General features: G+C 71.2%; 22 protein-coding genes. 16 read left to right on the plus strand and 6 right to left on the minus strand.

Translation table 11 applies throughout. The features are described from left to right. The first annotated feature begins 17 nt into the window (after positions 1-17). The 3 genes from pruA (at position 18) to AC061S_RS12995 (ending at position 3054) form a co-directional block, all read left to right on the plus strand. A complete protein-coding gene (gene pruA / locus AC061S_RS12985; RefSeq protein ID WP_478686056.1) occupies positions 18-1658 on the plus strand; it encodes an L-glutamate gamma-semialdehyde dehydrogenase in 1641 nt (546 codons plus the stop codon). Positions 1659-1909: 251 nt separating this feature from the next. After that, complete coding sequence (locus AC061S_RS12990) at positions 1910-2818, plus strand: hypothetical protein (RefSeq protein WP_478686057.1); 909 nt, start codon at positions 1910-1912, stop codon at positions 2816-2818. Next, positions 2818-3054: a hypothetical protein gene (locus tag AC061S_RS12995; RefSeq protein ID WP_478686058.1), complete on the plus strand. Its 237-nt coding sequence runs from the start codon at positions 2818-2820 to the stop codon at positions 3052-3054. Before AC061S_RS12990 ends, AC061S_RS12995 begins: the two co-directional genes overlap by 1 nt. Here AC061S_RS12995 and AC061S_RS13000 read toward each other — a convergent pair. Continuing rightward, entirely contained in the window at positions 3038-3739 is a 702-nt protein-coding gene (locus tag AC061S_RS13000) for a nitroreductase family protein (protein ID WP_478686059.1), read from the minus strand. The two genes, AC061S_RS12995 and AC061S_RS13000, sit on opposite strands and share 17 nt — an antisense overlap. A gap of 130 nt (positions 3740-3869) precedes the next feature. Here AC061S_RS13000 and AC061S_RS13005 point away from each other — a divergent pair, with 130 nt between their 5' ends. After that, complete coding sequence (locus AC061S_RS13005) at positions 3870-4451, plus strand: GNAT family N-acetyltransferase (protein WP_478686060.1); 582 nt, start codon at positions 3870-3872, stop codon at positions 4449-4451. Here the strand turns inward: AC061S_RS13005 and AC061S_RS13010 are convergent. Together AC061S_RS13010 and AC061S_RS13015 are read right to left on the minus strand one after the other, a co-directional pair. Next, positions 4448-6478, minus strand: a complete 2031-nt coding sequence (locus tag AC061S_RS13010; RefSeq protein WP_478686061.1) for a phosphocholine-specific phospholipase C — start codon at positions 6476-6478, stop codon at positions 4448-4450. The genes AC061S_RS13005 and AC061S_RS13010 overlap by 4 nt on opposite strands. Before the next feature lie 119 nt (positions 6479-6597). Next, entirely contained in the window at positions 6598-7620 is a 1023-nt protein-coding gene (locus AC061S_RS13015) for an NADP-dependent oxidoreductase (RefSeq protein WP_478686062.1), read from the minus strand. A gap of 101 nt (positions 7621-7721) precedes the next feature. Between AC061S_RS13015 and AC061S_RS13020 the strand changes: the two genes are divergently transcribed. From AC061S_RS13020 to AC061S_RS13035, 4 genes are all read left to right on the plus strand, one after another. Next, the gene (locus tag AC061S_RS13020) at positions 7722-8603 is read left to right on the plus strand and encodes a LysR family transcriptional regulator (RefSeq protein ID WP_478686063.1); all 882 of its coding nucleotides are present in this window, start codon (positions 7722-7724) and stop codon (positions 8601-8603) included. 261 nt (positions 8604-8864) lie between these two features. Further along, positions 8865-9002 carry a hypothetical protein gene (locus AC061S_RS13025; RefSeq protein WP_478686064.1) on the plus strand — a complete coding sequence of 46 codons (138 nt, stop codon included), beginning with the start codon at positions 8865-8867 and terminating at the stop codon, positions 9000-9002. 92 nt (positions 9003-9094) lie between these two features. Beyond that, positions 9095-10135 (plus strand): 3-isopropylmalate dehydrogenase, encoded by a 1041-nt coding sequence (locus AC061S_RS13030; RefSeq protein WP_250742445.1) that lies wholly within the window; start codon positions 9095-9097, stop codon positions 10133-10135. 232 nt (positions 10136-10367) lie between these two features. Beyond that, the gene (locus AC061S_RS13035; RefSeq protein WP_478686065.1) at positions 10368-11471 is read left to right on the plus strand and encodes a branched-chain amino acid aminotransferase; all 1104 of its coding nucleotides are present in this window, start codon (positions 10368-10370) and stop codon (positions 11469-11471) included. A 93-nt stretch (positions 11472-11564) separates the two neighbouring features. Here the strand turns inward: AC061S_RS13035 and AC061S_RS13040 are convergent, their stop codons facing one another. Together AC061S_RS13040 and AC061S_RS13045 are read right to left on the minus strand one after the other, a co-directional pair. After that, on the minus strand, positions 11565-11717 hold the full coding sequence (locus AC061S_RS13040; RefSeq protein ID WP_478686066.1) for a hypothetical protein: 153 nt from the start codon (positions 11715-11717) through the stop codon (positions 11565-11567). Positions 11718-11843: 126 nt separating this feature from the next. Then, entirely contained in the window at positions 11844-13277 is a 1434-nt protein-coding gene (locus AC061S_RS13045) for a cytosine permease (protein ID WP_478686067.1), read from the minus strand. Between the two features lie 156 nt (positions 13278-13433). On the opposite strand from AC061S_RS13045, the gene ureA reads away from it, so the two are divergent. From ureA to AC061S_RS13075, 6 genes are all read left to right on the plus strand, one after another. Continuing rightward, on the plus strand, positions 13434-14192 hold the full coding sequence (gene ureA, locus AC061S_RS13050) for an urease subunit gamma (RefSeq protein ID WP_478686068.1): 759 nt from the start codon (positions 13434-13436) through the stop codon (positions 14190-14192). A 47-nt stretch (positions 14193-14239) separates the two neighbouring features. Then, positions 14240-15922: an urease subunit alpha gene (locus tag AC061S_RS13055; protein ID WP_478686080.1), complete on the plus strand. Its 1683-nt coding sequence runs from the start codon at positions 14240-14242 to the stop codon at positions 15920-15922. Positions 15923-15969: 47 nt separating this feature from the next. Next, positions 15970-17010 carry an agmatine deiminase family protein gene (locus AC061S_RS13060; RefSeq protein WP_478686069.1) on the plus strand — a complete coding sequence of 347 codons (1041 nt, stop codon included), beginning with the start codon at positions 15970-15972 and terminating at the stop codon, positions 17008-17010. Positions 17011-17042: 32 nt separating this feature from the next. Further along, positions 17043-17663 (plus strand): TetR/AcrR family transcriptional regulator, encoded by a 621-nt coding sequence (locus AC061S_RS13065; RefSeq protein ID WP_478686070.1) that lies wholly within the window; start codon positions 17043-17045, stop codon positions 17661-17663. Between the two features lie 380 nt (positions 17664-18043). After that, positions 18044-19675 (plus strand): citramalate synthase, encoded by a 1632-nt coding sequence (gene cimA / locus AC061S_RS13070; protein WP_478686071.1) that lies wholly within the window; start codon positions 18044-18046, stop codon positions 19673-19675. Positions 19676-19781: 106 nt separating this feature from the next. After that, positions 19782-21146, plus strand: coding sequence for a hypothetical protein (locus AC061S_RS13075; protein ID WP_478686072.1), 1365 nt, complete (start codon positions 19782-19784; stop codon positions 21144-21146). A gap of 57 nt (positions 21147-21203) precedes the next feature. On the opposite strand, the gene AC061S_RS13080 is transcribed toward AC061S_RS13075, so the two are convergent. Beyond that, positions 21204-21821: a YceI family protein gene (locus AC061S_RS13080; protein WP_478686073.1), complete on the minus strand. Its 618-nt coding sequence runs from the start codon at positions 21819-21821 to the stop codon at positions 21204-21206. 307 nt (positions 21822-22128) lie between these two features. On the opposite strand from AC061S_RS13080, the gene AC061S_RS13085 reads away from it, so the two are divergent. Together AC061S_RS13085 and AC061S_RS13090 are read left to right on the plus strand one after the other, a co-directional pair. Beyond that, positions 22129-23712 (plus strand): acyl-CoA carboxylase subunit beta, encoded by a 1584-nt coding sequence (locus AC061S_RS13085; protein ID WP_385380693.1) that lies wholly within the window; start codon positions 22129-22131, stop codon positions 23710-23712. A 23-nt stretch (positions 23713-23735) separates the two neighbouring features. Next, complete coding sequence (locus AC061S_RS13090; RefSeq protein ID WP_327304361.1) at positions 23736-23939, plus strand: acyl-CoA carboxylase subunit epsilon; 204 nt, start codon at positions 23736-23738, stop codon at positions 23937-23939. The last annotated feature ends 163 nt before the right edge of the window (positions 23940-24102 follow it).

Below are 24102 nucleotides of genomic sequence, written 5' to 3' on the forward strand. Positions count from 1 at the left end.
AAGGAGCACCCCGCATCATGGACGCTGTAACCCAGGTCCCCGTGCCGGTCAACGAGCCGGTCCACTCGTACGCCCCCGGCACCCCGGAGCGCGCGCGTCTCGAAACGCAGCTGAAGCAGCTGTCCGAGAACCCGATCGACCTCCCGATGACGATCAACGGCGTCAAGCGGATGGGCGGCGGCGAGCGCTTCGACGTCGTGCAGCCGCACGACCACAAGTCGGTCATCGGCACCTACGCGAACGCCACCCGGGCCGACGCCCAGGAGGCCGTCGACGCCGCGCTCGCCGCCGCCCCGGCCTGGCGCTCGATGTCCTTCGACGACCGCGCCGCGATCATCCTGCGCGCCGCCGAGCTGCTGTCCGGCCCGTGGCGCGAGAAGCTGGCCGCGTCCACCATGCTCGGCCAGTCGAAGACCGCGCAGCAGGCCGAGATCGACACCCCGTGCGAGCTCGTCGACTTCTGGCGCTTCAACGTCCACTTCGCCCGCCAGATCCTGGCCGAGCAGCCGGTCGCGAACTCCGCCGGCGTGTGGAACCGCAGCGACCACCGCCCGCTCGAGGGCTTCGTCTACGCGATCACCCCGTTCAACTTCACGGCCATCGCGGGCAACCTGCCGACCGCCCCGGCCCTGATGGGCAACGTGGTCGTGTGGAAGCCGTCCCCGACGCAGACCCACTCCGCGGTCCTCCTGATGGAGCTGCTGGAGGAGGCCGGCCTGCCGAAGGGCGTCATCAACCTCGTGACCGGCGACGGCATCGCCGTCTCCGACGTGGCGCTGACCCACCCGGAGCTGGCGGGCATCCACTTCACCGGTTCGACCAAGACCTTCCAGTACCTGTGGAAGACGGTCGGCACCAACATCGAGACGTACAAGTCCTACCCGCGGCTGGTCGGCGAGACCGGCGGCAAGGACTTCGTCGTCGCGCACCCGTCCGCGGACCGCGCGATCCTGAAGACCGCCCTGACCCGCGGCTCCTTCGAGTACCAGGGCCAGAAGTGCTCGGCGTCCTCGCGCGCCTACGTCCCGGCCTCGATCTGGAACGACGGCTTCAAGGAGGCCTTCGCGGCCGAGGTCGACGGCATCACCATGGGCGACGTCCGCGACCTGACGAACTTCATCGGCGCCGTCATCGACGAGCGCTCCTTCGCGAAGAACAAGGCCGCGATCGACCGCGCGAAGGCCGACCCGACCTGCGAGATCGTCGCCGGCGGCACGTACGACGACGCGGAGGGCTACTTCGTCCGCCCGACCGTCATCGCGTGCACGGACCCGGAGAACGAGGTCTTCACGACCGAGTACTTCGGCCCGATCCTGGCGATCCACGTCTACGATGACGCGGCCGCCGACGGGTTCGACGCGATGCTCGCGCAGATGGAGTCCGTCTCGGCGTACGCCCTGACCGGCGCCGTCATCGCGCAGGACCGCTACGCGGCGGCCGACGCGATGGAGAAGCTCCGCTTCGCGGCGGGCAACTTCTACATCAACGACAAGTCGACCGGCGCCGTCGTCGGCCAGCAGCCCTTCGGCGGCGGCCGCGCCTCGGGTACCAACGACAAGGCCGGCGCGGCTTCGAACCTGATGCGCTGGACCTCGACCCGCTCCATCAAGGAGACGCTGGTCGCCCCGACCGAGTACGGCTACCCCCACATGGGCTGACCTCCGCCCCGCTGAACCCCGCCCCCGTTCCGGTACCCCCAAGTCCGGAGCGGGGGCGGTTTCCATTTCCCCCTCGGCAACTTCTGCTAGCCTGAACGCAGTTGTCGTGTACGGCGACCAGCTCCGCCACTCGGGCCCGGTATCCCGAGGGAGCCAAGGGCTCTGACGAGTTCCCGTACGGGGTGGGACAGACCGCTGGGAGATACGCAACCTCTACGCGCCCGTACCGGGACCGGTGCCCGGGGAGACGTATGTCCAGGCGTACAGACAATCACCACCGTGCCGCGTCCATCTGCCGCGCAGCCACCGGGCTGTCGCACCGCACCTGCCTGGGCTGGGCCGAAACCGGCCTCATCACCCACCGCCAACCGGTGCCCGACGCGTCCGACCCGGCCCAGCGTGCCTTCGAAGCGATGGTCGCGCTGACCGCGGGCGACGCCCTTCGCGACGGACAGCTCGACGGGGCGGTGTTCGGCGTCGTCGCCGCTGTGCCGTCGGCGGGCGGCCTCACCCTCCGGCTTCACGAGCGGATGGCCCGGCGGGTCATCACCGGGCTGCTGCCTCACCTCGACGAGGAGTACGGGGGCCTGCGCGGGGTGCCCGGCCTGAGGGTCACCGCCGACACGGAGGGGTTGACCCTGCGGGATGCCGTCGGCGGCGGAACCATCCGCCTTCAGGTCGTCCCCGGCGCCTGGCGGCTTCCGGACGACGGCGACGGGCTGCGGTACGTGGGCCGCATCGCAGACGGGGCGCCGCATCCTGCGGAGCAGGAGGAACTGCACCGCTGGACGGGCACCGCGATGGCCGGGCCGGACCCTGCCTACCGGGACCACCTGCTCAGCCGGCTGCTCCGCCGTCCGACGCTGATCAACCGTACGGGGAAAGCCCACGGCTGGGTGAACTCCTACTGCCACCAGTACCAGGACCTCGTGCTGGAGTGGTGCTGCGCGCCGGGAGCCCCGGAGATGGAACAGTCGCTACGCCGCAGCGGTCTTGCCGCGCGCCCGGAAGGGGCTCCCCCCGAACCGGATCCTCCGGCCGCCCGTCCCGGCGTCATCAGGCTCGGCCGTGCGGAGGTGTCCGTCCGGTGCATGGACTTCGCGCACTCCGGCGGGGAGATCGCCAAGATCACCACGTCGATCGAGCGGAGGTACCAGTGATGCTGACCGCGGCGATCGTGACGGCGGCCGTGTTCGGGGTCGCCAAAGTGGTGCGGGACTGGCTCATCCTGCGGCAGGTGCGGGCCGCCATGGACGCGGGGACGCCCGAGGACCGGGTGCGCATCGGGATGAGGCTGGCCTCGGCCCTGGGCGGCGGACAGGCCGACGCGGTGGCTCCGGGGCCGGGGCCGGACCCGGAGCCACCCGTCGGGGAGGGAGTCACACCTCGACGATGACCTGGTCCAGGGACTTGCGGATCAGGTCCGGGACCTCGCAGTCCTCCGCCGGGTAGCCGACCGGGATCACCGCGAAGGCCTTCTCGTTCTCGGGGCGGTTCAGGACCTGGGACAGGAAGCGCATCGGGCTCGGGGTGTGGATCAGGGCGGCCAGGCCGGAGAGGTGGAGGGCGGACAGGAGCATGCCGACCGCAATGCCGACCGACTCGTCGACGTAATAGTGCTTGTGCTTCGTGCCGTCCTCGCCGAGCCAGTAGCGCTGCTGGAAGACCACGATCAGCGCCGGGGCGTCGGTGAGGTGGGTCTTCACGGCGTCCGTGCCGATGGGGCGCAGGGCCGCCAGCCACTCGTCGCCGAGCCGGCCGTCGTAGGAGAGCTGCTCCTCCTGCTCGGCGGCCGCGCGGATCTGCTCCCGTACCGCCGGGTCCTTGACCAGGACGAAGGTCCACGGCTGCTGGTGCGCCCCGGAGGGGGCGGTCGCCGCGCACGCGATGGCGTCCCGGACCACCTGCTCGGGCACCAGGTCGGGGGAGAAGTGGCGTACGGTCCTGCGCTCGTCCATCCGGGTGCGCAACTCGGCGGCGCGGGCCAGGGATTCGCCGCTCGGCATCCGCTCGGGCCGGTAGGCGGCGGGACGGTACGGCTGGCCGTGGATCGGGGTCCACTGCTGGGTATCGGGTGACATGGGGTGAGTCTGCCGAGCCAATGGTCCAGACCGCCAGAGCCGCGTCGGCCGAATCCGGCCGGTGGGCGATATTTCATGTCCGCATAGCGGAGATCCGTGGTGGGGGGAGCCCGCTTGGTACGGTCCCGGGATGGGTGACGAGGGTGTGGGCGAGGGCGCGGCCGCCGTACGGGAAACCGTGCTGCGGCACACCTCGCAGCTGGCCGACGGGGAGTTGCGGCGGGTGCGGGAGATGCTCGACGGGGCCTTCGAGGGGGAGTTCGGGGACGCGGACTTCGAGCACGCGCTGGGCGGGATGCACGTGCTGGTGTACGAGGGCGGGGAGCTCGTCGCGCACGGGAGCGTCGTGCAGCGCCGGGTGCTGCATCAGGGCCGGGCGCTGCGCACCGGGTACGTGGAGGCCGTGGCCGTACGGGCCGACCGGCGCCGGCGCGGGCTCGGCGGGCTGGTGATGGAGGCGGTCGAGGGGGTCGTCGGGCGGGCCTACGCGCTCGGGGCGCTCAGCGCCTCCGCCGACGGGGCCCGGCTGTACGCGGGCCGCGGCTGGCGGGTGTGGGGCGGGGAGATCGGGGTGCTCGGGCCCGGCGGGCCCGAGCGGCTGCCCGAGGAGGAGGGGTCGACGTACGTGTGGACGCCGCCCGGCGGTGGGGTGCTGCTCGATCCCACCGCCGGGCCGCTGTCCTTCGACTGGCGCGACGGCGACGTTCTTTAGCTGCCGCTGATGCTCGGGGCGCCCGACTCGATGTGGCCCGTGTAGCGGCGCGACCAGGTGCCGTCGGAGTCGGCGAGGACCGTGAAGTCGTACCAGCCGTTGTTGTAGGCGACGGCGTTGAAGTAGTCCTCGCGGGAGGAGTTCGCCGGCACCGTGTACGTCCACGGGCCGTCCGTGCGGTAGGCGTTCGCACGGATCGTGAAGGTGACCGGCGAGGCCGAGGCGTTCGTCATCTTGAGGTGGAGCGCCGTCTTGCCGGTGCCCGGCTCCACCGCGAAGCGGGAGGCGGCCTCGATCGACTTGCCCGCCTTCGACGCGTCGCCGATGAAGCGCCGCAGGAAGCGGTTCGGCCCGTACATCGAGATGTCGTACTTGCCGGAGCCGCTGCCCGTGCCGATGTTGAAGTAGTCCGTCGACGTGGCGCCGGCGTCCACCGTGTACTGCCAGGCGGCCGTGTCCCGGTGCTGGTGGGGGTGGATCGAGAAGTGCGCCGCCTGCTTCGCCTCGGCGCCCGCGTTCGTCATGGAGAACCACGCCAGGATCTTGCCGGCCGCCCCGAACTCGAAGCGGTCCAGGTTCCCGTTGACCTGGTACGGAAGGGCGCGCGCGGGCCGCGTCCCGGCCTCCTGCACCGGCTGCGCGTTGTCCTGCGGCACCGGGTTGGGCATCGGCGCGCACGTCGCCTGGCCGATGACCTCGGCCGTGGACGGGAGGCCGGCGGGAACCCCGTAGAGCGGGTGTGCGAAGTCGAAGACGCCCGTCAGGTCGCCGGTGACCTTGCGGCGCCAGGCGCTGATGTTCGGACAGGTGGCGGGGGTGCCGAGCGAGGCCGTCCACTTCTCCATGAAGCGCAGCACGGAGGTGTGGTCGAATACCTCGGAGCTCACCCAGCCGCCGCGGGTCCACGGGGACATCACGATCATCGGGACCCGGAAGCCGAGCCCGATCGGGACGCCGTCGATGTACTCGCCGGCGGTGCCGGGCGGGGCGATCGGCGGCGGGACGTGGTCGAAGAAGCCGTCGTTCTCGTCGTAGTTGAGGAAGAGGACGGTGGAGTCGAAGACCTCCGGGTTCGCCGAGAGCGCGCGGTAGACCAGGTCCACGAAGTGCGCGCCGTCGCCGGGCGGGGCGTACGGGTGCTCGGAGAAGGCCTCGTTCGCCACGACCCAGGAGACCTGGGGGAGGGTGCCGGCGACGACGTCCGCGCGGATGGCGGCGGCGATGTCGTCGGGGGTGGAGCCGGTGACCTTGGGGACGGAGCCCATGCCGCGGTCCCAGAGGGGGTTGCCGGGCTTGGCGTCCGTGAACTTCTTGAAGTAGGCGAGCCCGTTGTCCCCGTAGTTGTCCTGGGCGTTCTGGTAGACCTTCCAGCTCATGCCGGCGCGCTGGAGGGCCTCCGCGTACGTCTCCCAGGTCAGCCCGGACTCCTCGCCGCCGTCCTTGCTGCCCGCGTCGATCTTTCCGCTCCACAGGAAGGTGCGGTTGGGGCCGGTCGCGCTCAGGGTGGAGCAGAAGTAGGCGTCGCAGATCGTGTAGTTGTCGGCGAGGCCGTAGTGGAACGGTATGTCGCCGCGGTCGAGGTACCCGAGGGTGCGGGTGTTGCCGACGCCGGTGACGAAGTTGTCCATGCGGCCCTTGTTCCAGGCCGCGTGCTGCGAGGTCCAGCTGTGCGGGAGGTCGCCGCTGCACTGGGCGAGGGTCTCGCCGTCGACCCCGCCGGCCGGCGGGGTGGAGCTGAGCTTCCACGGGTACTGGCGGCCGCCCCAGTTGGGCTGGTTGAAGGTGCCCCAGCCGCCCGGGATGTTGCCGGCCGCGCGGTCGCCGAAACCGCGGACACCCTTCAGCTTGCCGAAGTAGTGGTCGAAGCTGCGGTTCTCCTGCATCAGGATCACCACGTGCTTCACGTCGGTGATCGTGCCGGACGCGGCGGCCGCGGCCGCCGAGGTCGGCGCGATCGCGGGCAGGGCCGCCCCTGCCATCAGCCCGGCGCCGATTCCCACGAATCCTCTGCGGCTGATAGGTGTCACTGGCTGCTCGCCTCCAACTCAAGTGCCCCGCTGGCACATTGACGGCAAGAGTGGCGGTAGTCGAGCCAAAGGTCTACAGCCGTGCGGTAAGAAGTCGGTGAACATCCGGGTGGCCGGATTCAGACGTCGATCCGGACGAGCATTTTGCCCAGGTTCTCTCCGCGGAGCATGCCCCGGAAGGCGTCCACCGTGTGGTCAAAGCCCTGTACAACGGTGGTGTCGGTGCCGATCCGGCCACTGCGCAGATGTGGGACGAGGAAGTCCTCCAGCTCGTCCTGCAGATTGGTGTGATTTCGAACCAATACGCCTTCCAGGCGGAGTGACTTGTGTACGACTTCGAAGAGGTTGCGGGGCGCGGCGGGCGAGCGGTCGCCGTTGTACATCGAGATCCCGCCGACCCAGGCGATGCGGCCGTACTCGCGCAGCACGTCGATCGCCCCCTCCAGGTGGTCCCCGCCGACGTTGTCCACGTAGACGTCGATGCCGCCCCCCGTGGCAGCCGCGGCCTGCGCGAGCTGCTCGCCGACCGGCCCGTCGTGGTAGTCGAAGGCGGCGTCGAAGCCGAGGACCCCGGTGAGGTGGCGGACCTTCGCCGCCGAACCCGCGCTGCCGATGATCCGGCGGGCGCCGAGCAGCCGGGCGATCCGGCCGACGGCCGTGCCGACCCCGCCCGCCGCGGCCGAGACGAAGAGGTCCTCGCCCTCGCGCAGGGCCGCGGTGCGGGTCAGGGCGGCGTACGCGGTCAGGCCGGTGCCGCCGAGGATCGAGAGGTACGCCTCCAGCGGGACCCCCTCGTGGCCGCGCAGCTTGCGGGTGCCGCCGACGCCCAGGGTGACGAGGGCGTGGGTGCGCCAGCCCTCGCGGTGGAAGACCAGGTCTCCCTCCGCGAGGCCCGGATCGCGGGAGGCGGTGACCCGGCCCACCGAGCGGCCTTCCAGCGGGGTGCCGAGCTCGAAGCCGTCCTCGCCGCCGTCCATCAGCCCGCGGTGGTACGGGTCCACCGAGAGCAGCAGGTTCTCCACCAGGGCGGTGCCGGGGCGCGGCTCCGGGACGGGTGTCTCCACGTAGGTGAAGTCGGAGGCGGCGGGGAAGCCGGTGGGGCGGGCGGCCTGGTGGACGGCGCGGGCGGTGTTCGTGGTCATGGCGAGGACGCTAGGAGGGAATCGGCGGGCCGGGCAGGGGGTTGCGTTCATGGAAGCCGCACATCCATGAATGACGCTCATAGAACGAGGTGAGAGCGGTCGTGGCCGAGCTCCTCCCGCAGGAACTGCGCATCCTGGTCGCCGTCGCCGAGACCGGCGGGTTCTCCGCCGCGGCCGCCGCCCTCGGCCTCACCCAGTCCGCCGTCTCGCACGCGGTGCGCGGCAGCGAGGCCAAGCTCGGCGCGGTGCTCTTCGAGCGCGGCCGGACCGGCGCCTCGCCCACCCCGGCGGGGGAGCGGACCGTCGGCCACGCCCGCAGGATCCTGCGGCTCTACGAGGTGTTGGGCGCGGAGGCGCGCGGCGCGGGCCGGGCCGGGGATCCGGCGACGCTGCAAGGCGTGCTCCGGATCGCCGCGTTCCGCAGCGCGGCCCTGCACCTGTTGCCACCGGCCCTGGAGCGGCTCACCGCCCGGCACCCCGGCATCCGCCCCGAGGTCCGGGTGGTCCGCGAGATCGGCGCCGGCACGGCCGGGGAGGTCGCCGCGGGCCGCGCGGACCTCGGCATCGCCACCCTGGGCGTTTCGCAGGGCCTGCCGCCCGGCCTGCTGAGCGGGGTGCTCGTGGAGGAGGCGTACGCCCTGGTGCACCCGGCCGGACACCCCGACCCGAAGGCGCTGCCCCTGATGGACTGGGACGAGAACTGCGGCTCCTACACCCGCGCCTGGTGGCTGGCGCAGGACTGGATCCCGCGGGCGACCGTCAAGGCGGAGGACGACGCGATGGTGCTGACCATGGTCGGACGGGGGCTCGGCATGGCGATCATGCCCGAGCTGTCCCTCCGGGAGGCGACCGGAGCCGTCGACGTCACCGGTTTGGGCCCGGAGGGGCCGGTGAGGCGCGTGGGGTACGTCACCACACCGGAATCCGCTGCCACTCTCACCGTACGTGCTCTGATCAGGGAACTCCGTGCCGGAAGCGGCTGAAACCGGAGCCCCGGAAGGGGGCCTTCCGGGGCGTTCGGCGTCTCAGATAGTAGGAAGTCCGAGTAATTGCGGAGACATACAGCGGGAGCTGGCCTACGTTGTAGAAGCCGAACGTCTCGCCGATCAGGCGAATGGCGGTCGAGAGCGCGCGCCCCATGGCAGGCAACCCCTGCCGCGCACCGCTCCCCGCCTCTTCCGGCGCCTTGAAGGAACCCCTCATCCGTGGCCCCGCCACGCCGTGATCTCAAGGAGTCGATCACCATGACGCACACCACCCCCTCCTCCACCGCCCGTCGCGTCCGCCGTTCCGCCGGCGCCGACATGGACCGCAAGAACGCCGCCGCCGCCCTCCAGCGCGCGCTGGACCGCCGCGACAACGGCGGCTCGACCGGTCACTGACCTGCCGCTGAGCACCCCCGGACCGAGACATATCGCGTCCACATCGTGGACGCGATATGTCTGAGGGATGGGACAAGGAGTACGGTTCCACCATGTCGACCAGCATCAATCTCGCAGTGATCCCCGGTGATGGCATCGGCCAGGAAGTCGTGGCTCAGGGCCTCAAGGTCCTTACCGCGGTCCTGCCCCAGGATGTGAAGCTGGAGACCAAGGAATACGACCTCGGCGCCCAGCGCTGGCACCGCACCGGTGAAACCCTCCCGGACGCGGAGCTCGAGGCCCTCAAGCACCACGACGCGATCCTGCTGGGCGCCATCGGCGACCCGTCGGTCCCGTCGGGCGTCCTGGAGCGCGGTCTGCTGCTGAAGCTCCGCTTCGCCTTCGACCACTTCATCAACCTGCGCCCGTCGAAGCTCTTCCCCAACACGGCCACCCCGCTCGCCGGCCGTCCGGAGATCGACTTCGTCGTGGTCCGCGAGGGCACCGAAGGCCCGTACACCGGCAACGGCGGCAGCCTGCGCACCGGCACCCCGGCCGAGGTGGCCACCGAGGTCAGCCTGAACACGGCGTACGGCGTCGAGCGCGTGGTCCGTGACGCGTACGAGCGTGCCAACGGCCGCCCGCGCAAGAAGCTGACGCTGGTCCACAAGAACAACGTCCTCGTCTACGCCGGTCACCTGTGGAAGAACATCTTCGACAAGGTCGGCCAGGAGTACCCCGAGGTCACCACCGACTACCTGCACGTCGACGCCGCGACGATCTTCTTCGTCACCCAGCCCGAGCGCTTCGACGTCATCGTCACGGACAACCTCTTCGGTGACATCCTCACCGACCTGGCCGCCGCCGTGACCGGCGGAATCGGCCTGGCCGCCTCCGGCAACATCAACCCGACCGGCGCCTTCCCGTCCATGTTCGAGCCCGTCCACGGCTCGGCCCCGGACATCGCCGGCACCGGCAAGGCCGACCCGACCGCGACGATCCTCTCGGTCGCCCTCCTGCTGCGTCACCTGGGCTACGAGGCCCAGGCCGCCCGCATCGAGGACGCGGTCTCCGCCGACCTGGCCGAGCGCGACGGCACCTTCCGCTCCACCGACGCGATCGGCGACGCCCTCGCCGCGCGAGTAGCCGGCTGACCCGGTAGCCCCACCTCAAGGAAGCCGCCGGGTCGCGACCACCGCACCCGGCGGCTTTTCCTGTGCGGCCCCGGGTGCCACCATCTCCCCTGGGCCGCATTCACCCCGTTTCACCGAAGCCCCCCTCGCGCGCGATAATCGAACGCGAGGCCGTGGAATACGGGGAAGCTCGGACGTCCTAGTACGCCGTGAGCGCGGTCCGCCCTACAAAACCGGTGAAGGACAAGCACTCATGACGACGACGCCCACGATCGAGCTGAAGCCCTCCTCGAACCCCCTGTCCGCCGCGGAGCGCGACGCGATCCTGGTGAGCCCCGGCTTCGGCCGCCACTTCACCGACCACATGGTGACGATCAAGTGGACCGAGGGCCGCGGCTGGCACGACGCCGAGCTGGTCCCGTACGCGCCGCTGTCGATGGACCCGGCGAACATGACCCTGCACTACGCGCAGACGATCTTCGAGGGGCTCAAGGCCTACAAGCAGCCCGACGGCACCGTCGCCACGTTCCGTCCGCAGGCCAACGCCGAGCGCTTCCAGTCCTCCGCCCGCCGGATGGCGATGCCGGAGCTGCCGACCGAGCTGTTCATCGCCGCCTGTGACGCGCTGATCAAGCAGGACCGCGCCTGGGTGCCGGACTCCGGCGAGGCCTCGCTCTACCTGCGGCCCTTCATGTTCGCCACCGAGGTCGGCCTCGGCGTCCGCCCGGCCAACGAGTTCCTCTTCATCGTGATCGCCTCCCCGGCCAGCGCGTACTTCCCCGGGGGCGTCAAGCCCGTCTCCGTCTGGCTCTCCGAGGAGTACGTCCGCGCCGCCAAGGGCGGCACCGGCGCCGCCAAGACCGGCGGCAACTACGCGGCCTCGCTCGTCGCGCAGGCCCAGGCCGCCGAGCACGGCTGCGACCAGGTGGTCTGGCTCGACGCGGTCGAGCACCGCTGGATCGAGGAGATGGGCGGGATGAACCTGTACTTCGTGTACGGGCAAAAGGATGGAACACAGCGGATCGTCACCCCCGAGCTCACCGGCTCGCTCCTCCCCGGCATCACCCGCGACTCCCTCCTCACCATCGCCCGCGACCTCGGCTACACCGCCGAGGAGGGCCGCATCACCACCGAGGACTGGAAGCGCGACAACGAGAACGGCACCCTGACCGAGGTCTTCGCCTGCGGCACCGCCGCCGTGATCACCCCGGTCGGCTCCGTCAAGTCGGAGCGCGCCAACTGGACCCAGGGCGACGGCGAGCCCGGCGCGGTCACCATGAAGCTCCGCAAGGCCCTCCTGGACCTCCAGACCGGCCACAAGGCCGACACCCACGGGTGGATGCACCCGCTCGGCTAGTCCGCCCCGCCCCGAACGACCCGAAGGCCTCCCGCGCGATACGCGGGGGGCCTTCGGGTGTTCCGGATGTGAGGGGCGGCGGGAGGGGCGTGGTCAGCGCTCCTCGTCCGCCTCGCCCTCGCGCTTCTTCTTGCGCTCCTGGTCCTTCCCGTCCGGGCCGAGGCCCACCAGGGTGTCACCGAAGGCGTAGGCCAGGCCCGCGACCCCCTTGACGATCCTTCCCGCCACGTATGCGAGCTCTTCCACGACGTCTCCCCGTGTCGTCCGTGGCGGCCGCGTCCTGTTCGGCCACCGCTGTACCGGTAGACGCCGCCGCAGGCCGGATGGTTGAACACGGAGTCCGAACCGGGGAACCCGGGCGTACGGGGTGGCTCAGGCGGCCACGGACTCCTCGACGGCCTCCGCGGCCGGGGCGGGGGCCGGGGCGGGGGCCGTGCGGGCGGTCAGGGCCGCGTAGACCAGGCCGCCGGTCAGGCCGGAGAGGACGAAGGAGCAGTCCACGCCGCCGGTCAGGGCCAGCAGGGGGCCCTCGTAGAACGGGGTCGTCACGGCGAGCAGCCCGACGCCCGCGCCGACGGCCCAGGAGAGGGTGGCCGGGATGTTCCAGCCGCCGTGGAACCAGTAGATCCCGCCCTTGGCGCGGCGGTTGAACACCTGGAGGGCCTCGGCGTCGTAGCGGCCGCGGCAGCGGACGTAGCCGATGAGGGTGATCACGGCCCACGGGGTGCCGATCGCGGTCAGCAGCAGGACGAACGAGGTCATCGCGGCCTGGACGTCCCACGAGAAGGAGCCGACGAACACGAACGCGGTGGCCACGGCCGCGGCGATCACGGTGGCCGTGGTGCGGGTGGCCCTGGGGACGATGGCGTCGAGGTCGAGGCCCATGGAGTAGAGCATCAGCCCGGCGTTGCCGATCGATCCGGCCGCCGCGGCGACGAGCAGCGGGACCAGGTACCAGAACGGCGCGGCGTCGACCAGCGGACCGGCGTACTCGGCGCCGGCCCGGGCGGCGAGCGCGGTGTAGGTGCCGAAGAGCTGCGGGATCAGCAGCCCGACGAGCAGGCCGAGTCCGGTGGACCAGAGCACCTTGCGGGAGCTGTGCCGGCGCGGGGAGACGTAGCGGGTGTAGTCGCCGAGCAGGGTGATGAAGGCGACGGGCCCGCTGAGCCCGGCGGCGACGGCGGCGAGCAGCCAGGTCGGCCAGAAGGAGCCGAGCAGGTACGCGGTGTCGGGCGGGGCGGCGCTGGTGAAGTCGGGTGCGTAGGCGAACACACCGACGGCCAGCAGCAGCACCATGCCGATGGAGAGCACCTTGCTCATGCGCAGCAGCAGCCGGTAGCCGAAGACGGCCGCGACGACGGTGCACGCGGCGAGCACGCCGTACATCACGGCCCGGGAGAGGCCGGTGTCCGGCAGTCCGGTGAGCCGGGACAGGGCGCCGACCATCACGTCGCCGCCTATCCACAGGGTCAGCGCGGTGTAGCCGAGGGAGAGCAGCAGGCCGACCACGGAGCCGACGAGCCGGCCGCGGACGCCGAACTGGGCGCCGCTGGAGGTGGAGAGGTTGGTCCCCGTGCGCAGGGAGACGAGCGCCAGCGGCGCGGTGAAGGCGATGCCGACGAGGGTGCCGGTCACGATGGCGGTGACCGACGGCCACAGACCCAGTCCGAAGGACGGGGGCAGCCAGCCGAAGACGATCACACCGAGGCAGAGATTGGAGCCGAGGAGGATCGAGATCAGGTCACGGGGACCGCTCGTCCGTTCCTCCTCCGGGATGGTGTCGACTCCGCGCTGTTCGATGGGCATGGGGGGACTCCCTTGGCAGGGCGGGGGGTGGCAGTGCACTGTTTGAGCGACACTCAATGTGACCTAAGCCCTGGTCTCAGGTCAATGCTTCATTGCAGAGAAATGAAGAGTTAGAGTGATGCTCTAACCCATCGACTCGAAGGGTGGTGGATCGGCGTGCGGCTGACCCCTACGGAGCGCGACCGTCTGCTTCTCCGCAGTGCCGCGGAACTGGCCAGGGCCCGACGGGCCCGCGGGCTCAAACTCAACGTTCCGGAGGCCACCGCGCTCATCGCGGACACGGTCTGCGAGGCCGCGCGCGACGGCAAGCGGCTGGCGGAGGCCATCGAGGAGGCCCGCTCCGTGCTGGGCCCCGCCGATGTGCTGCCCGGCGTCAGCGACGTGGTCACCGAGGTGCACGTGGAGGCCGTCTTCGACGACGGATCCCGCCTCGCGGTGGTCTCGTCCCCGATCCGGGGCGCCGTCGGCCTGGGCGAGGACGCCCCGGGCGCGGTCGTGCCTGGCCCCGGAGCCCCCCAGCCGGAGCCCGTGGTCCACCTGCGCGTGCGCAACACCGCCCCGGTGCCGGTGAGCGTCACCTCCCACTTCCACTTCTTCGAGGCCAACCCGCGCCTCGACTTCGACCGCGCGGCGGCGTACGGCATGCGGCTGTGCGTGCCGGCGGGCTCGTCCGTACGGTTCGACCCGCACGGCGAGGGCGAGGTCGGCCTGGTCCCCATCGGCGGGGACCGCGTCGCGATCGGCTTCGCGGGGCTGGTCGACGGACCGCTGGACGCCCCCGGCGCCAAGGCCGAAGCCCTGCGCCGCGCGGCCGCCTGCGGCTACCTCGGAACCGACGGAAGCGCGGCAACCGACGGAACCGACGCAAGCGCGGCGACCGACGAAGCCGAGGCCACGGACGGAGACCAGGCGTGAGCAAGCAGACCAGGCACAGTGACCACTGCGCACCCGGTAGCCGGCACATCGACCCGCACGAGTACGCCTCCGTCTTCGGTCCCCGGGCCGGGGACCGGGTCCGGCTCGGCGACTCCGGGCTGACCGTGCGGGTGGAGTCCGACTCGCAGAAGCCCGGGGACGAGTTCCTGGCCGGCTTCGGCAAGACCGCCCGCGACGGACTGCACCTGAAGGCCGCCGCCGTACGCGACACCTGCGACGTGGTGATCAGCAACGTGCTGGTCATCGACGCCGTGCTCGGCATCCGCAAGGTCTCCATCGGCATCCGCGAGGGCCGCATCCACGCGATCGGCCGGGCCGGCAACCCCGACACCCTCGACGGGGTGGACGTGGTGGTCGGCACGGGGACGAGCATCGTCTCCGGCGAGGGCATGATCGCCACCGCCGGCGCCGTCGACACCCACGTGCACCTGCTCTCCCCGCGCATCATGGAGGCCTCGCTGGCGTCCGGGGTCACCACGATCATCGGGCAGGAGTTCGGCCCCGTCTGGGGCGTCGGCGTCAACTCCCCGTGGGCGCTGAAGCACGCGTTCAACGCCTTCGACGCCTGGCCCGTCAACGTCGGCTTCCTGGCCCGCGGTTCCTCATCGGACCCGGCTCCGCTGGTCGAGGCCCTCGCCGAGGGCGGGGCGTCCGGCTTCAAGGTCCACGAGGACATGGGCGCGCACACCCGCGCCCTGGACACCGCCCTGCGCGTGGCCGAGGAACACGACGTCCAGGTCGCCCTGCACAGCGACGGCCTCAACGAGTGCCTCTCGGTCGAGGACACCCTTCGGGTGCTCGACGGCCGGACCATCCACGCCTTCCACATCGAGGGCTGCGGCGGCGGCCACGTCCCCAACGTCCTGAAGATGGCCGGCGTGGAGAACGTCATCGGCTCCTCCACCAACCCGACCCTGCCCTTCGGCCGGGACGCGGTCGCCGAGCACTACGGGATGATCGTCTCCGTCCACGACCTCAAGCCGGACCTCCCCGGCGACGCCGCCATGGCCCGCGACCGGATCCGCGCGGGCACGATGGGTGCCGAGGACCTCCTGCACGACCTCGGGGCGATCGGCATCACCTCCTCCGACGCCCAGGGCATGGGCCGCGCGGGCGAGACCATCCGCCGCACCTTCGCCATGGCCGCCAAGATGAAGGGCGAGCTGGGACCGCTGGCCGGCGACGGCGAGGGCGACGACAACGCCCGCGTCCTGCGCTACATGGCGAAGCTGACCATCAACCCGGCCATCGCCCACGGCCTGGCCCACGAGATCGGCTCCATCGAGGTCGGCAAGCTCGCCGACATCGTGCTGTGGCGCCCCCAGTTCTTCGGCGCCAAGCCGCAGCTCGTCCTCAAGTCCGGCTTCCCGGCCTACGGGGTCACCGGCGACCCCAACGCCGCCACCGACACCTGCGAACCGCTCGTCCTCGGACCGCAGTTCGGCTCGTACGGGGCCACCGCGGCCGACATCTCCGTCGCCTTCGTCTCGGCCGCTGCGGCGGCCCTCGGCAGCGACGAGATGCCGACCCGCAGGCGCCGGGTCGCCGTCCGCGGCACCCGGGGCATCGGCCCCGGGAACCTGCTCCTCAACTCCCGGGTGGGCGCGGTCGATGTGGACGCGCGCAGCGGACTCGTCTCCCTCGACGGGGAACCGCTGTGCTCCGAAGCCGCCGAATCGGTCTCCCTCAACCGCCTGTACTTCCTTTAAACCAGCACAGTTTGTACGTCAGCACAGTCTTTAAGGACCTCCCTGCCATGACCGACACCACGCCCGTGAACGCCGGATTCCGGATGCCCGCCGAGTGGACGCCCCACGAGCGCACCTGGATGGCCTGGCCCAGCCCCAACCCCACCTTCACCAACGAGCAGGAGCTCGCCGAAGCCCGCGAGGCATGGGGCGCCGTCGCCCGCGCGGTGCGCTCGTACGAGCCGGTGACCCTCGTCGTCTCGCCCGGTGACGCAGACAGCGCCCGCGCCGTCGTGGGTGACGACATCGAGCTGGTCGAGCGCGAGCTCGACGACGCCTGGATGCGCGACATCGGCCCGACCTTCGTCACCAACGAGGCCGGCGAACTGGCCGCCGTCGACTGGACCTTCAACGGCTGGGGCGCCCAGGAGTGGGCCCGCTGGGACCACGACTCGAAGATCGCCCGCGAGATCTCCGGCATCGTCGGGACCCGCACCTACAGCACCGCGCTGGTCAACGAGGGCGGCGCCATCCACGTGGACGGCGAGGGCACCGTGCTCCTCACCGACACCGTGCAGCTGGGCAAGGGCCGCAACCCCGACTGGACCCGCGAGCAGGTCGAGGCCGAGATCCACGCCCACCTGGGCACCACCAAGGCGATCTGGCTCCCGTACGGCCTGGCCGGCGACTACGGCACCTACGGCACCCAGGGTCACGTGGACATCGTCGCCGCCTTCGCCCGCCCCGGCGTGGTCATGGTCCACAGCCAGCCCGACCCGGCCCACCCGGACCACGAGCGCGGCAAGACCATCGCCGCCATCCTGCGCGCGTCCACCGACGCGCAGGGACGGCAGCTCCAGGTCGTGGAGATCCCGGCGCCGACCGTGCTGGAAGAGGACGGGGAGTGGGTCGACTACTCCTACATCAACCACTACCTGTGCAACGGCGGCGTGGTCCTGTGCGCCTTCGACGACCCGCGCGACGAGGAGGCGGCGGAGATCTTCCGCGGTCTGTTCCCCGAGCGGACCGTGACGCTCGTCGACGCACGTACGATTTTCGCCGGGGGTGGCGGTATCCACTGCATCACCCAGCAGCAGCCGAAGGTCTGACCCGAGAGGGCGGCCGGGACGAGGAGTGGGCCATGGTGGCGGGTGAGGTACGTGCCGCGCGCAAGAACGCGCCGCCGCGCGAGGACGTACTGGTCGCCGCCATGGCCACCATCGCCGAACGCGGCCTGGACGGTCTGACCATGGCCGGCCTGGGCCGTCAGGTCGGCATGAGCAGCGGCCACCTCCTCTACTACTTCCGCACCAAGGACGAGCTCCTGCTCCAGACCCTGGAGTGGAGCGAGGCGGCGCTCGGCACCCGCCGCCGCGCCCTGCTGTCCCGCCGCGGCCCGGCGCGCGAGCGCCTGCAGTCGTACGTGGACCTGTACGTGCCCGAGGGCCCCCGGGATCCGCACTGGACGCTGTGGCTGGAGGTCTGGAACCGCTCGCAGAACGCGGGGCCGGGGGAGCGGGACCGCCAGGGGGCCATCGAGGGCGCCTGGCACCGCGACCTGGTGGCCCTGCTCGCCGAGGGCATCTCGCGCGGAGAGTTCCGCCCGGTCGACCCGGACCGCTTCGCGGCCCGGCTGCGGGCCCTGCTCGACGGGTTCAGCATCCAGGTCGCCGTCGGCCTGCCCGGGATAGGGCGGGGCGACATCCTCGACCACGTCGGCGAGTTCCTCAGTGAGGCGCTGACCCCGGGGGCCGGAGTCTGAGCCGGCGACCCGGCCCGCACCGTCCGCCGGGCGGAGCCGCCCGGCGGCTCCGCCCGCCCCGCGGACGGGTGTGCCCGCATGCTGAGATCCCCGTCCACCCGCGGCATGCGGTATGGCAGACTGCCGACGTGCCTGCTCAGCTCATGATTATGGACAGCAGCGCGCCGGTCCCCAGTGGCCGCTGAGCCGCGGAAGAACTTCGCGGAGGCGGCCACCGTGCCCCAGACCCGCGCGCAGACCTCTCGCACCCGCGAGAGGTTTTTTCGTTTTCCGGCCACGAACATGCCGGGATCGGGCAGCGCGCGATGATGGGGGCAGTGGCGTCGGCCTGCCCGAGGGCGGGCATCCGGAACCACCCATCCGACAGGAGTCAGATCAGCATGACGACGACAGAGGCGACCGAGCCGACTGCGCCGGCTTCGGGCCCCGATGACGGTTTCCACGTCTTCGACACGACCCTGCGCGACGGTGCCCAGCGTGAGGGCATCAACCTCACGGTCGCGGACAAGCTGACGATCGCCCGGCACCTGGACGACTTCGGGGTGGGGTTCATCGAGGGCGGCTGGCCCGGCGCCAACCCCCGCGACACGGAGTTCTTCTCCCGCGCCCGCGCGGAGATCGACTTCAAGCATGCCCAGCTCGTCGCCTTCGGCGCGACTCGCCGGGCGGGCGGCTCGGCCGCCACCGACCCGCAGGTCCGCGCCCTGCTGGAATCCGGCGCCCCGGTGATCACCCTGGTCGCCAAGTCCCACGACCGGCACGTCGAGCTCGCCCTGCGCACCACCCTGGACGAGAACCTGGAGATGGTCCGCGACACCGTCGCCCACCTGGTCTCCCAGGGTCGCCGGGTCTTCGTCGACTGCGAGCACTTCTTCGACGGCTACCGGGCGAACGCCGAGTACGCGAAGTCCGTCGTACGCGCCGCCCACGAGGCGGGCGCCGACGTCGTGGTCCTCTGCGACACCAACGGCGGCATGCTGCCCGCGCAGATCACCGCGACCGTGGCGACCGTACTGGCCGACACGGGCGCCCGCCTGGGCATCCACGCCCAGGACGACACCGGCTGCGCCGTGGCGAACACGCTGGCCGCCGTGGACGCGGGCGCCACCCACGTGCAGTGCACCGCGAACGGCTACGGCGAGCGGGTCGGCAACGCCAACCTCTTCCCGGTCGTCGCCGCGCTGGAGATCAAGTACGGCCGCACGGTCCTCCCGGCGGGCGCCCTGGCCGAGATGACCCGGATCTCGCACGCCATCGCCGAGGTCGTCAACCTCACCCCCTCCACGCACCAGCCCTACGTCGGCGTGTCCGCCTTCGCGCACAAGGCGGGCCTGCACGCCTCGGCCATCAAGGTCGACCCGGACCTGTACCAGCACATCGACCCCGCGCGGGTCGGCAACACCATGCGGATGCTCGTCTCCGACATGGCCGGCCGGGCCTCCATCGAGCTCAAGGGCAAGGAGCTCGGCGTCGACCTCGGCGGGGACCGCGCGCTGGTCTCCCGGGTGGTCGAGCGGGTCAAGGAGCGGGAGCTCCAGGGCTACACGTACGAGGCCGCCGACGCCTCCTTCGAGCTGCTGCTGCGCGCCGAGGCCGAGGGCCGGGCGCGCAAGTACTTCCGCATCGAGTCCTGGCGGGCCATCGTCGAGGACCGCCCCGACGGCACGCACGCCAACGAAGCCACGGTGAAGCTCTGGGCCAAGGGCGAGCGGATCGTCGCGACGGCGGAGGGCAACGGCCCGGTCAACGCGCTGGACCGCGCGCTGCGGGTCGCCCTGGAGCGCTTCTACCCCCAGCTCGCCAAGTTCGAGCTGATCGACTACAAGGTCCGCATCCTGGAGGGCGCACACGGCACGTCGTCCACGACCCGCGTCCTGGTCACCACGACGGACGGCACCCGCGAATGGAACACGGTCGGCGTCGCCCCGAACGTGATCGCGGCCTCCTGGCAGGCCCTGGAAGACGCCTTCACCTACGGCCTCCTCCACGCGGGCGTGGAGCCGGCGGAGTAGTCGGCGGAAGCCGTCTCGCCGCGCTGCGGCGGGGTGAGACGGCAAGGTCGATGTCCCTTATGTTCCACTTACCCAACATTTCGCCCGTTCGGGTAGCGTCATGGGTATGAGGACCAGGCTTATATCCGTACCTTTTGGATCGCTGCTGGCCGCTCTGCTGCTGGCGCTGTCCGCGACCGCGCTCCTGGTCGCCCCGCAGGCGTCGGCGGCCGACGGGACCACCACCGTGGCGGAGGCCCTCAAGAAGGGCCCGGTCTACGTGGATCCCCGCGCCGAGGCGCAGCTGCCGCCCGCGCAGGCGGACGCGCTCGCGAAGAAGATCAAGGACGCCGGGAAGCCGGTGTTCGTAGCCGTGCTGCCGGCCACCGCCGAGTTCCCCGCCGCCAGCGTGCTCAAGACGGTCCGCACCGAGACCGGCATCACCGGGCTCTACGCGATCCGGCTGGGGGACGGCTTCAACGCGGGCGCCGACCAGGCCGTCATGCCGAGCAACGCGGTCCGCAACCTGGTCGACGCCGTCAAGGCGGGCGGAACGGCGGACGCGAGCACCGAGCTCAACACCTTCGTGGACCAGGCCCTCGCCCAGGCCAAGGGCAAGGCCCCGGCCTCCTGGGGCACCGCGAGCACCGACAGCGGGGCCCCTGTGGGCGCCCTGATCGGGCTCGGCGTGGTGGCCGCCGTCGGCGGCGGCGGGGCGTACGCGCTGGTCAAGCGCAACCGCAAGAAGAAGGAAGAGCTCCGGCGGGAGTCCATCGCCCGGCTGGGCGTGGTCGTCGACGAGGACATCACGGCCTTCGGCGAGGAGCTGGAGCGCCTCGACTTCCACCCCGCTGAGCCCGGAGCCGACGACGCCATGCGCGCGGACTACGAGCAGGGCCTCGACTCGTACGAGAAGGCCAAGCAGATCATGGCCTCCGTGCAGCACCCGGAGGAGGTCAAGGGGGTCACCCAGGCACTCGAAGACGGCCGGTTCGCCCTGGCCCGCCTCGACGCGCGCCGGCAGGGCCGGCCGCTGCCCGAGCGCCGTGCACCCTGCTTCCTCGATCCGCGCCACGGCCCGAGCACCGAGGACGCTGCCTGGGCCCCGGCGGGCGGGGCCGCCCGTACCGTCCCGGTCTGCGCGGCGGATGCCGTCCGGCTGCGCGACGGCCTGGACCCGGCGGTCCGCACCGTCGACACCGAGCACGGCCGACGCCCCTACTACGACGCCGGCCCGGCGTACGGTCCCTGGGCCGGCGGCTACTTCGGCGGCGGCATCCTGCCCGGCCTGCTCATGGGCACGATGCTCGGTTCGATGATGTCCAGCCCGGCCTACGCCTCCGACTTCGGCGGCGGCAACGGATTCGACGGCGGGGGCTTCGACGGGGGCGACGTCTCCGGGGCCGACTTCAACCCGTCCGACTTCGGCGGCGGGGACTTCGGCGGCGGAGGCGGCTTCGACGGCGGAGGGTTCGGCGGGGGCGACTTCTGAGCCGCCCCCGGGCCCGATCCCGGCGTTGAACCGTCCTGATCCCGGCCCCGGCGGGGGTCAGGCCTGCTTGATCGCCGAGATGTCGAAGGTCAGCTTCACCTTGTCGCTGACCATCACGCCGCCGGTCTCCAGGGCCGCGTTCCAGGTCAGGCCCCAGTCGGAGCGAAGGATCTCGGCCGAACCCTCGAACCCGACGCGCTCGTTGCCGTAGACGTCGGTGGCCGAGCCGCCGAACTCCAGGTCGATGGAGAGCGGGCGCGTGACGTCCTTGATGGTCAGCTCGCCGGTGATGCGGTACTTGTCGCCGCCGAGCTGCTGCGCCTCGGTGGAGCGGAAGGTCATCAGCGGGAAGGTCTCGGCGTCGAAGAAGTCCCCGGAGCGCAGGTGGCCGTCGCGGTCGCCGATGCCGGTGTCGACGGAGGCGATCTTCACGTCGATGGAGGCGGTGGAGCGGGAGGGGTCGGAGCCGTCCAGGCGCAGGGTGCCCTCGTGGTCGGCGAAGGTGCCGCGCACGTTGGTGACCATCGCGTGGCGGACGGTGAATCCGATGCTGCTGTGGGAGGCGTCGATGACGTAGTCGCCGGTGAGCGCGGCGAGGGCCGGGTCCACGTCGAGGGTGGCGACGGCGGTCGCGGCGTTGGCGGTGTCCTGCGTGCGGCGGGTGAAGAGACCCATGGCTTCTCCTTGGTAGGGGTGCCGCTCGATGTCCGGCACTCGTTGAACTTTCAACAACAGAGACGCTAGACCCATTCCGTTTAAATTTCAACCTCTGGGTTTCTTGCGCGCGGCTTGGCGCCGGCTTGGTGGTGCCTTGGCGCTTCCTCGGCGGGAGTTTTGTCAGATATCCACAAAGGACCAACGTCCTGCCTGGTGGGCCCGGCCGATCCCGCACTGGTTCTGTCCGGGCCGGACAGCGGAAGACACCCGACACTGTGTGGATTCGACGGAGGGTTTTTCCCGTCCGGCTTCGTAAGGTCATTACATGACCGTTGTGGACCAGATTCCGAGCGAGCCGACGGACGCCCGCGGGCGTGTGGCCGAGCTGCACGACCTGCGCGAGCAGGCGCGGCGCGGCCCCAGTGACCGGGCGACCGAAGCGCAGCACGCCAAGGGCAAGCTCACCGCCCGTGAGCGCATCGCGCTGCTGCTCGACGAGGGTTCCTTCAAGGAGGTCGAGCAGCTGCGTCGCCACCGCGCGACGGGGTTCGGCCTGGAGGCCAAGAAGCCCTACACCGATGGTGTCATCACCGGCTGGGGCACGGTCGAGGGCCGCACGGTCTTCGTCTACGCGCACGACTTCCGCATCTTCGGCGGCGCCCTGGGCGAGGCCCACGCCACGAAGATCCACAAGATCATGGACATGGCCATCGCGGCCGGTGCCCCGCTGGTCTCCCTCAACGACGGCGCCGGCGCCCGTATCCAGGAGGGCGTCTCCGCGCTCGCCGGGTACGGCGGCATCTTCCAGCGCAACACCAAGGCCTCGGGCGTCATCCCGCAGATCTCGGTGATGCTGGGCCCCTGCGCCGGCGGCGCGGCCTACTCCCCGGCGCTGACGGACTTCGTGTTCATGGTCCGGGAGACCTCGCAGATGTTCATCACCGGCCCGGACGTGGTCCGCGCGGTGACCGGCGAGGAGATCACCCAGAACGGCCTCGGCGGCGCGGACGTGCACGCCGAGACCTCCGGCGTCGCGCACTTCGCGTACGACGACGAGGAGACCTGCATCTCCGAGGTCCGCTACCTCATCACGATGCTGCCTTCCAACAACCGCGAGAACCCGCCGGTCCACGAGACCAGCGACCCGGCCGACCGCCGGTCCGAGGTCCTGCTGGACCTGGTGCCCGCCGACGGCAACCGCCCGTACGACATGCTCAAGGTCATCGAGGAGCTCGTCGACGAGGGCGACGTCCTGGAGATCCACGAGCGCTGGGCCCGCAACATCATCTGCGCGCTCGCGCGGATGGACGGCCAGGTCGTCGGAATCGTCGCCAACCAGCCCGGCCACCTCGCCGGCGTCCTGGACATCCACGCCTCCGAGAAGGCGGCGCGCTTCGTCCAGCTCTGCGACGCGTTCAACATCCCGATCATCACCCTCCTGGACGTCCCCGGCTTCCTGCCGGGCGTCGACCAGGAGCACGGCGGCATCATCCGCCACGGCGCCAAGCTGCTGTACGCGTACTGCAACGCGACCGTGCCGCGGATCTCGCTGATCCTGCGCAAGGCCTACGGCGGTGCGTACATCGTCATGGACTCCCAGTCCATCGGCGCCGACCTCACCTACGCCTGGCCGACCAACGAGATCGCCGTGATGGGCGCCGAGGGCGCCGCCAACGTCATCTTCCGCAAGCAGATCGCGGACGCCGAAGACCCCGAGGCGATGCGCGCGCGCATGGTCAAGGAGTACAAGGCCGAGCTGATGCACCCGTACTACGCGGCCGAGCGAGGCCTCGTCGACGACGTCATCGACCCCGCCGAAACCCGCGAGGTCCTCGTCGCCGCCCTCGCGATGCTCCGCAACAAGCACGCCGACCTGCCGTCCCGCAAGCACGGCAACCCGCCCCAGTAGACGTCGAAGGAGAACTGCCACCGATGAGCAACGCGAACGGCACCCTGCTGAAGGTAGAGAAGGGCAACGCCGAGCCCGAGGAGCTGGCCGCGATCACCGCGATCCTGCTCGCCCGCGCCGCCGCCACCCCCGAGTACGCCCCGGCCGCCGCCGTCGGCTCCCAGGCCGGCTGGCGCCGCCTGGAGCGCACCCCCGGCTTCCGCGGCCCGCGCAGCTGGCAGGGCTAGTACCCCGGAAGTACGAGAAAGCCCCCCGCACTCCTCGGCGGTTTCTAGGGATCGTCGCAACACGTGATCGTTTGTGTTAGGCGGCGAGTAGTTTATGCAGGCGCTCGGCTGGGGTTTCCCAGCCGAGCGTTTTGCGTGGTCGGCCGTTGAGTTCGGCGGCGAC

The organism is Streptomyces sp. CA189, from assembly GCF_056428985.1.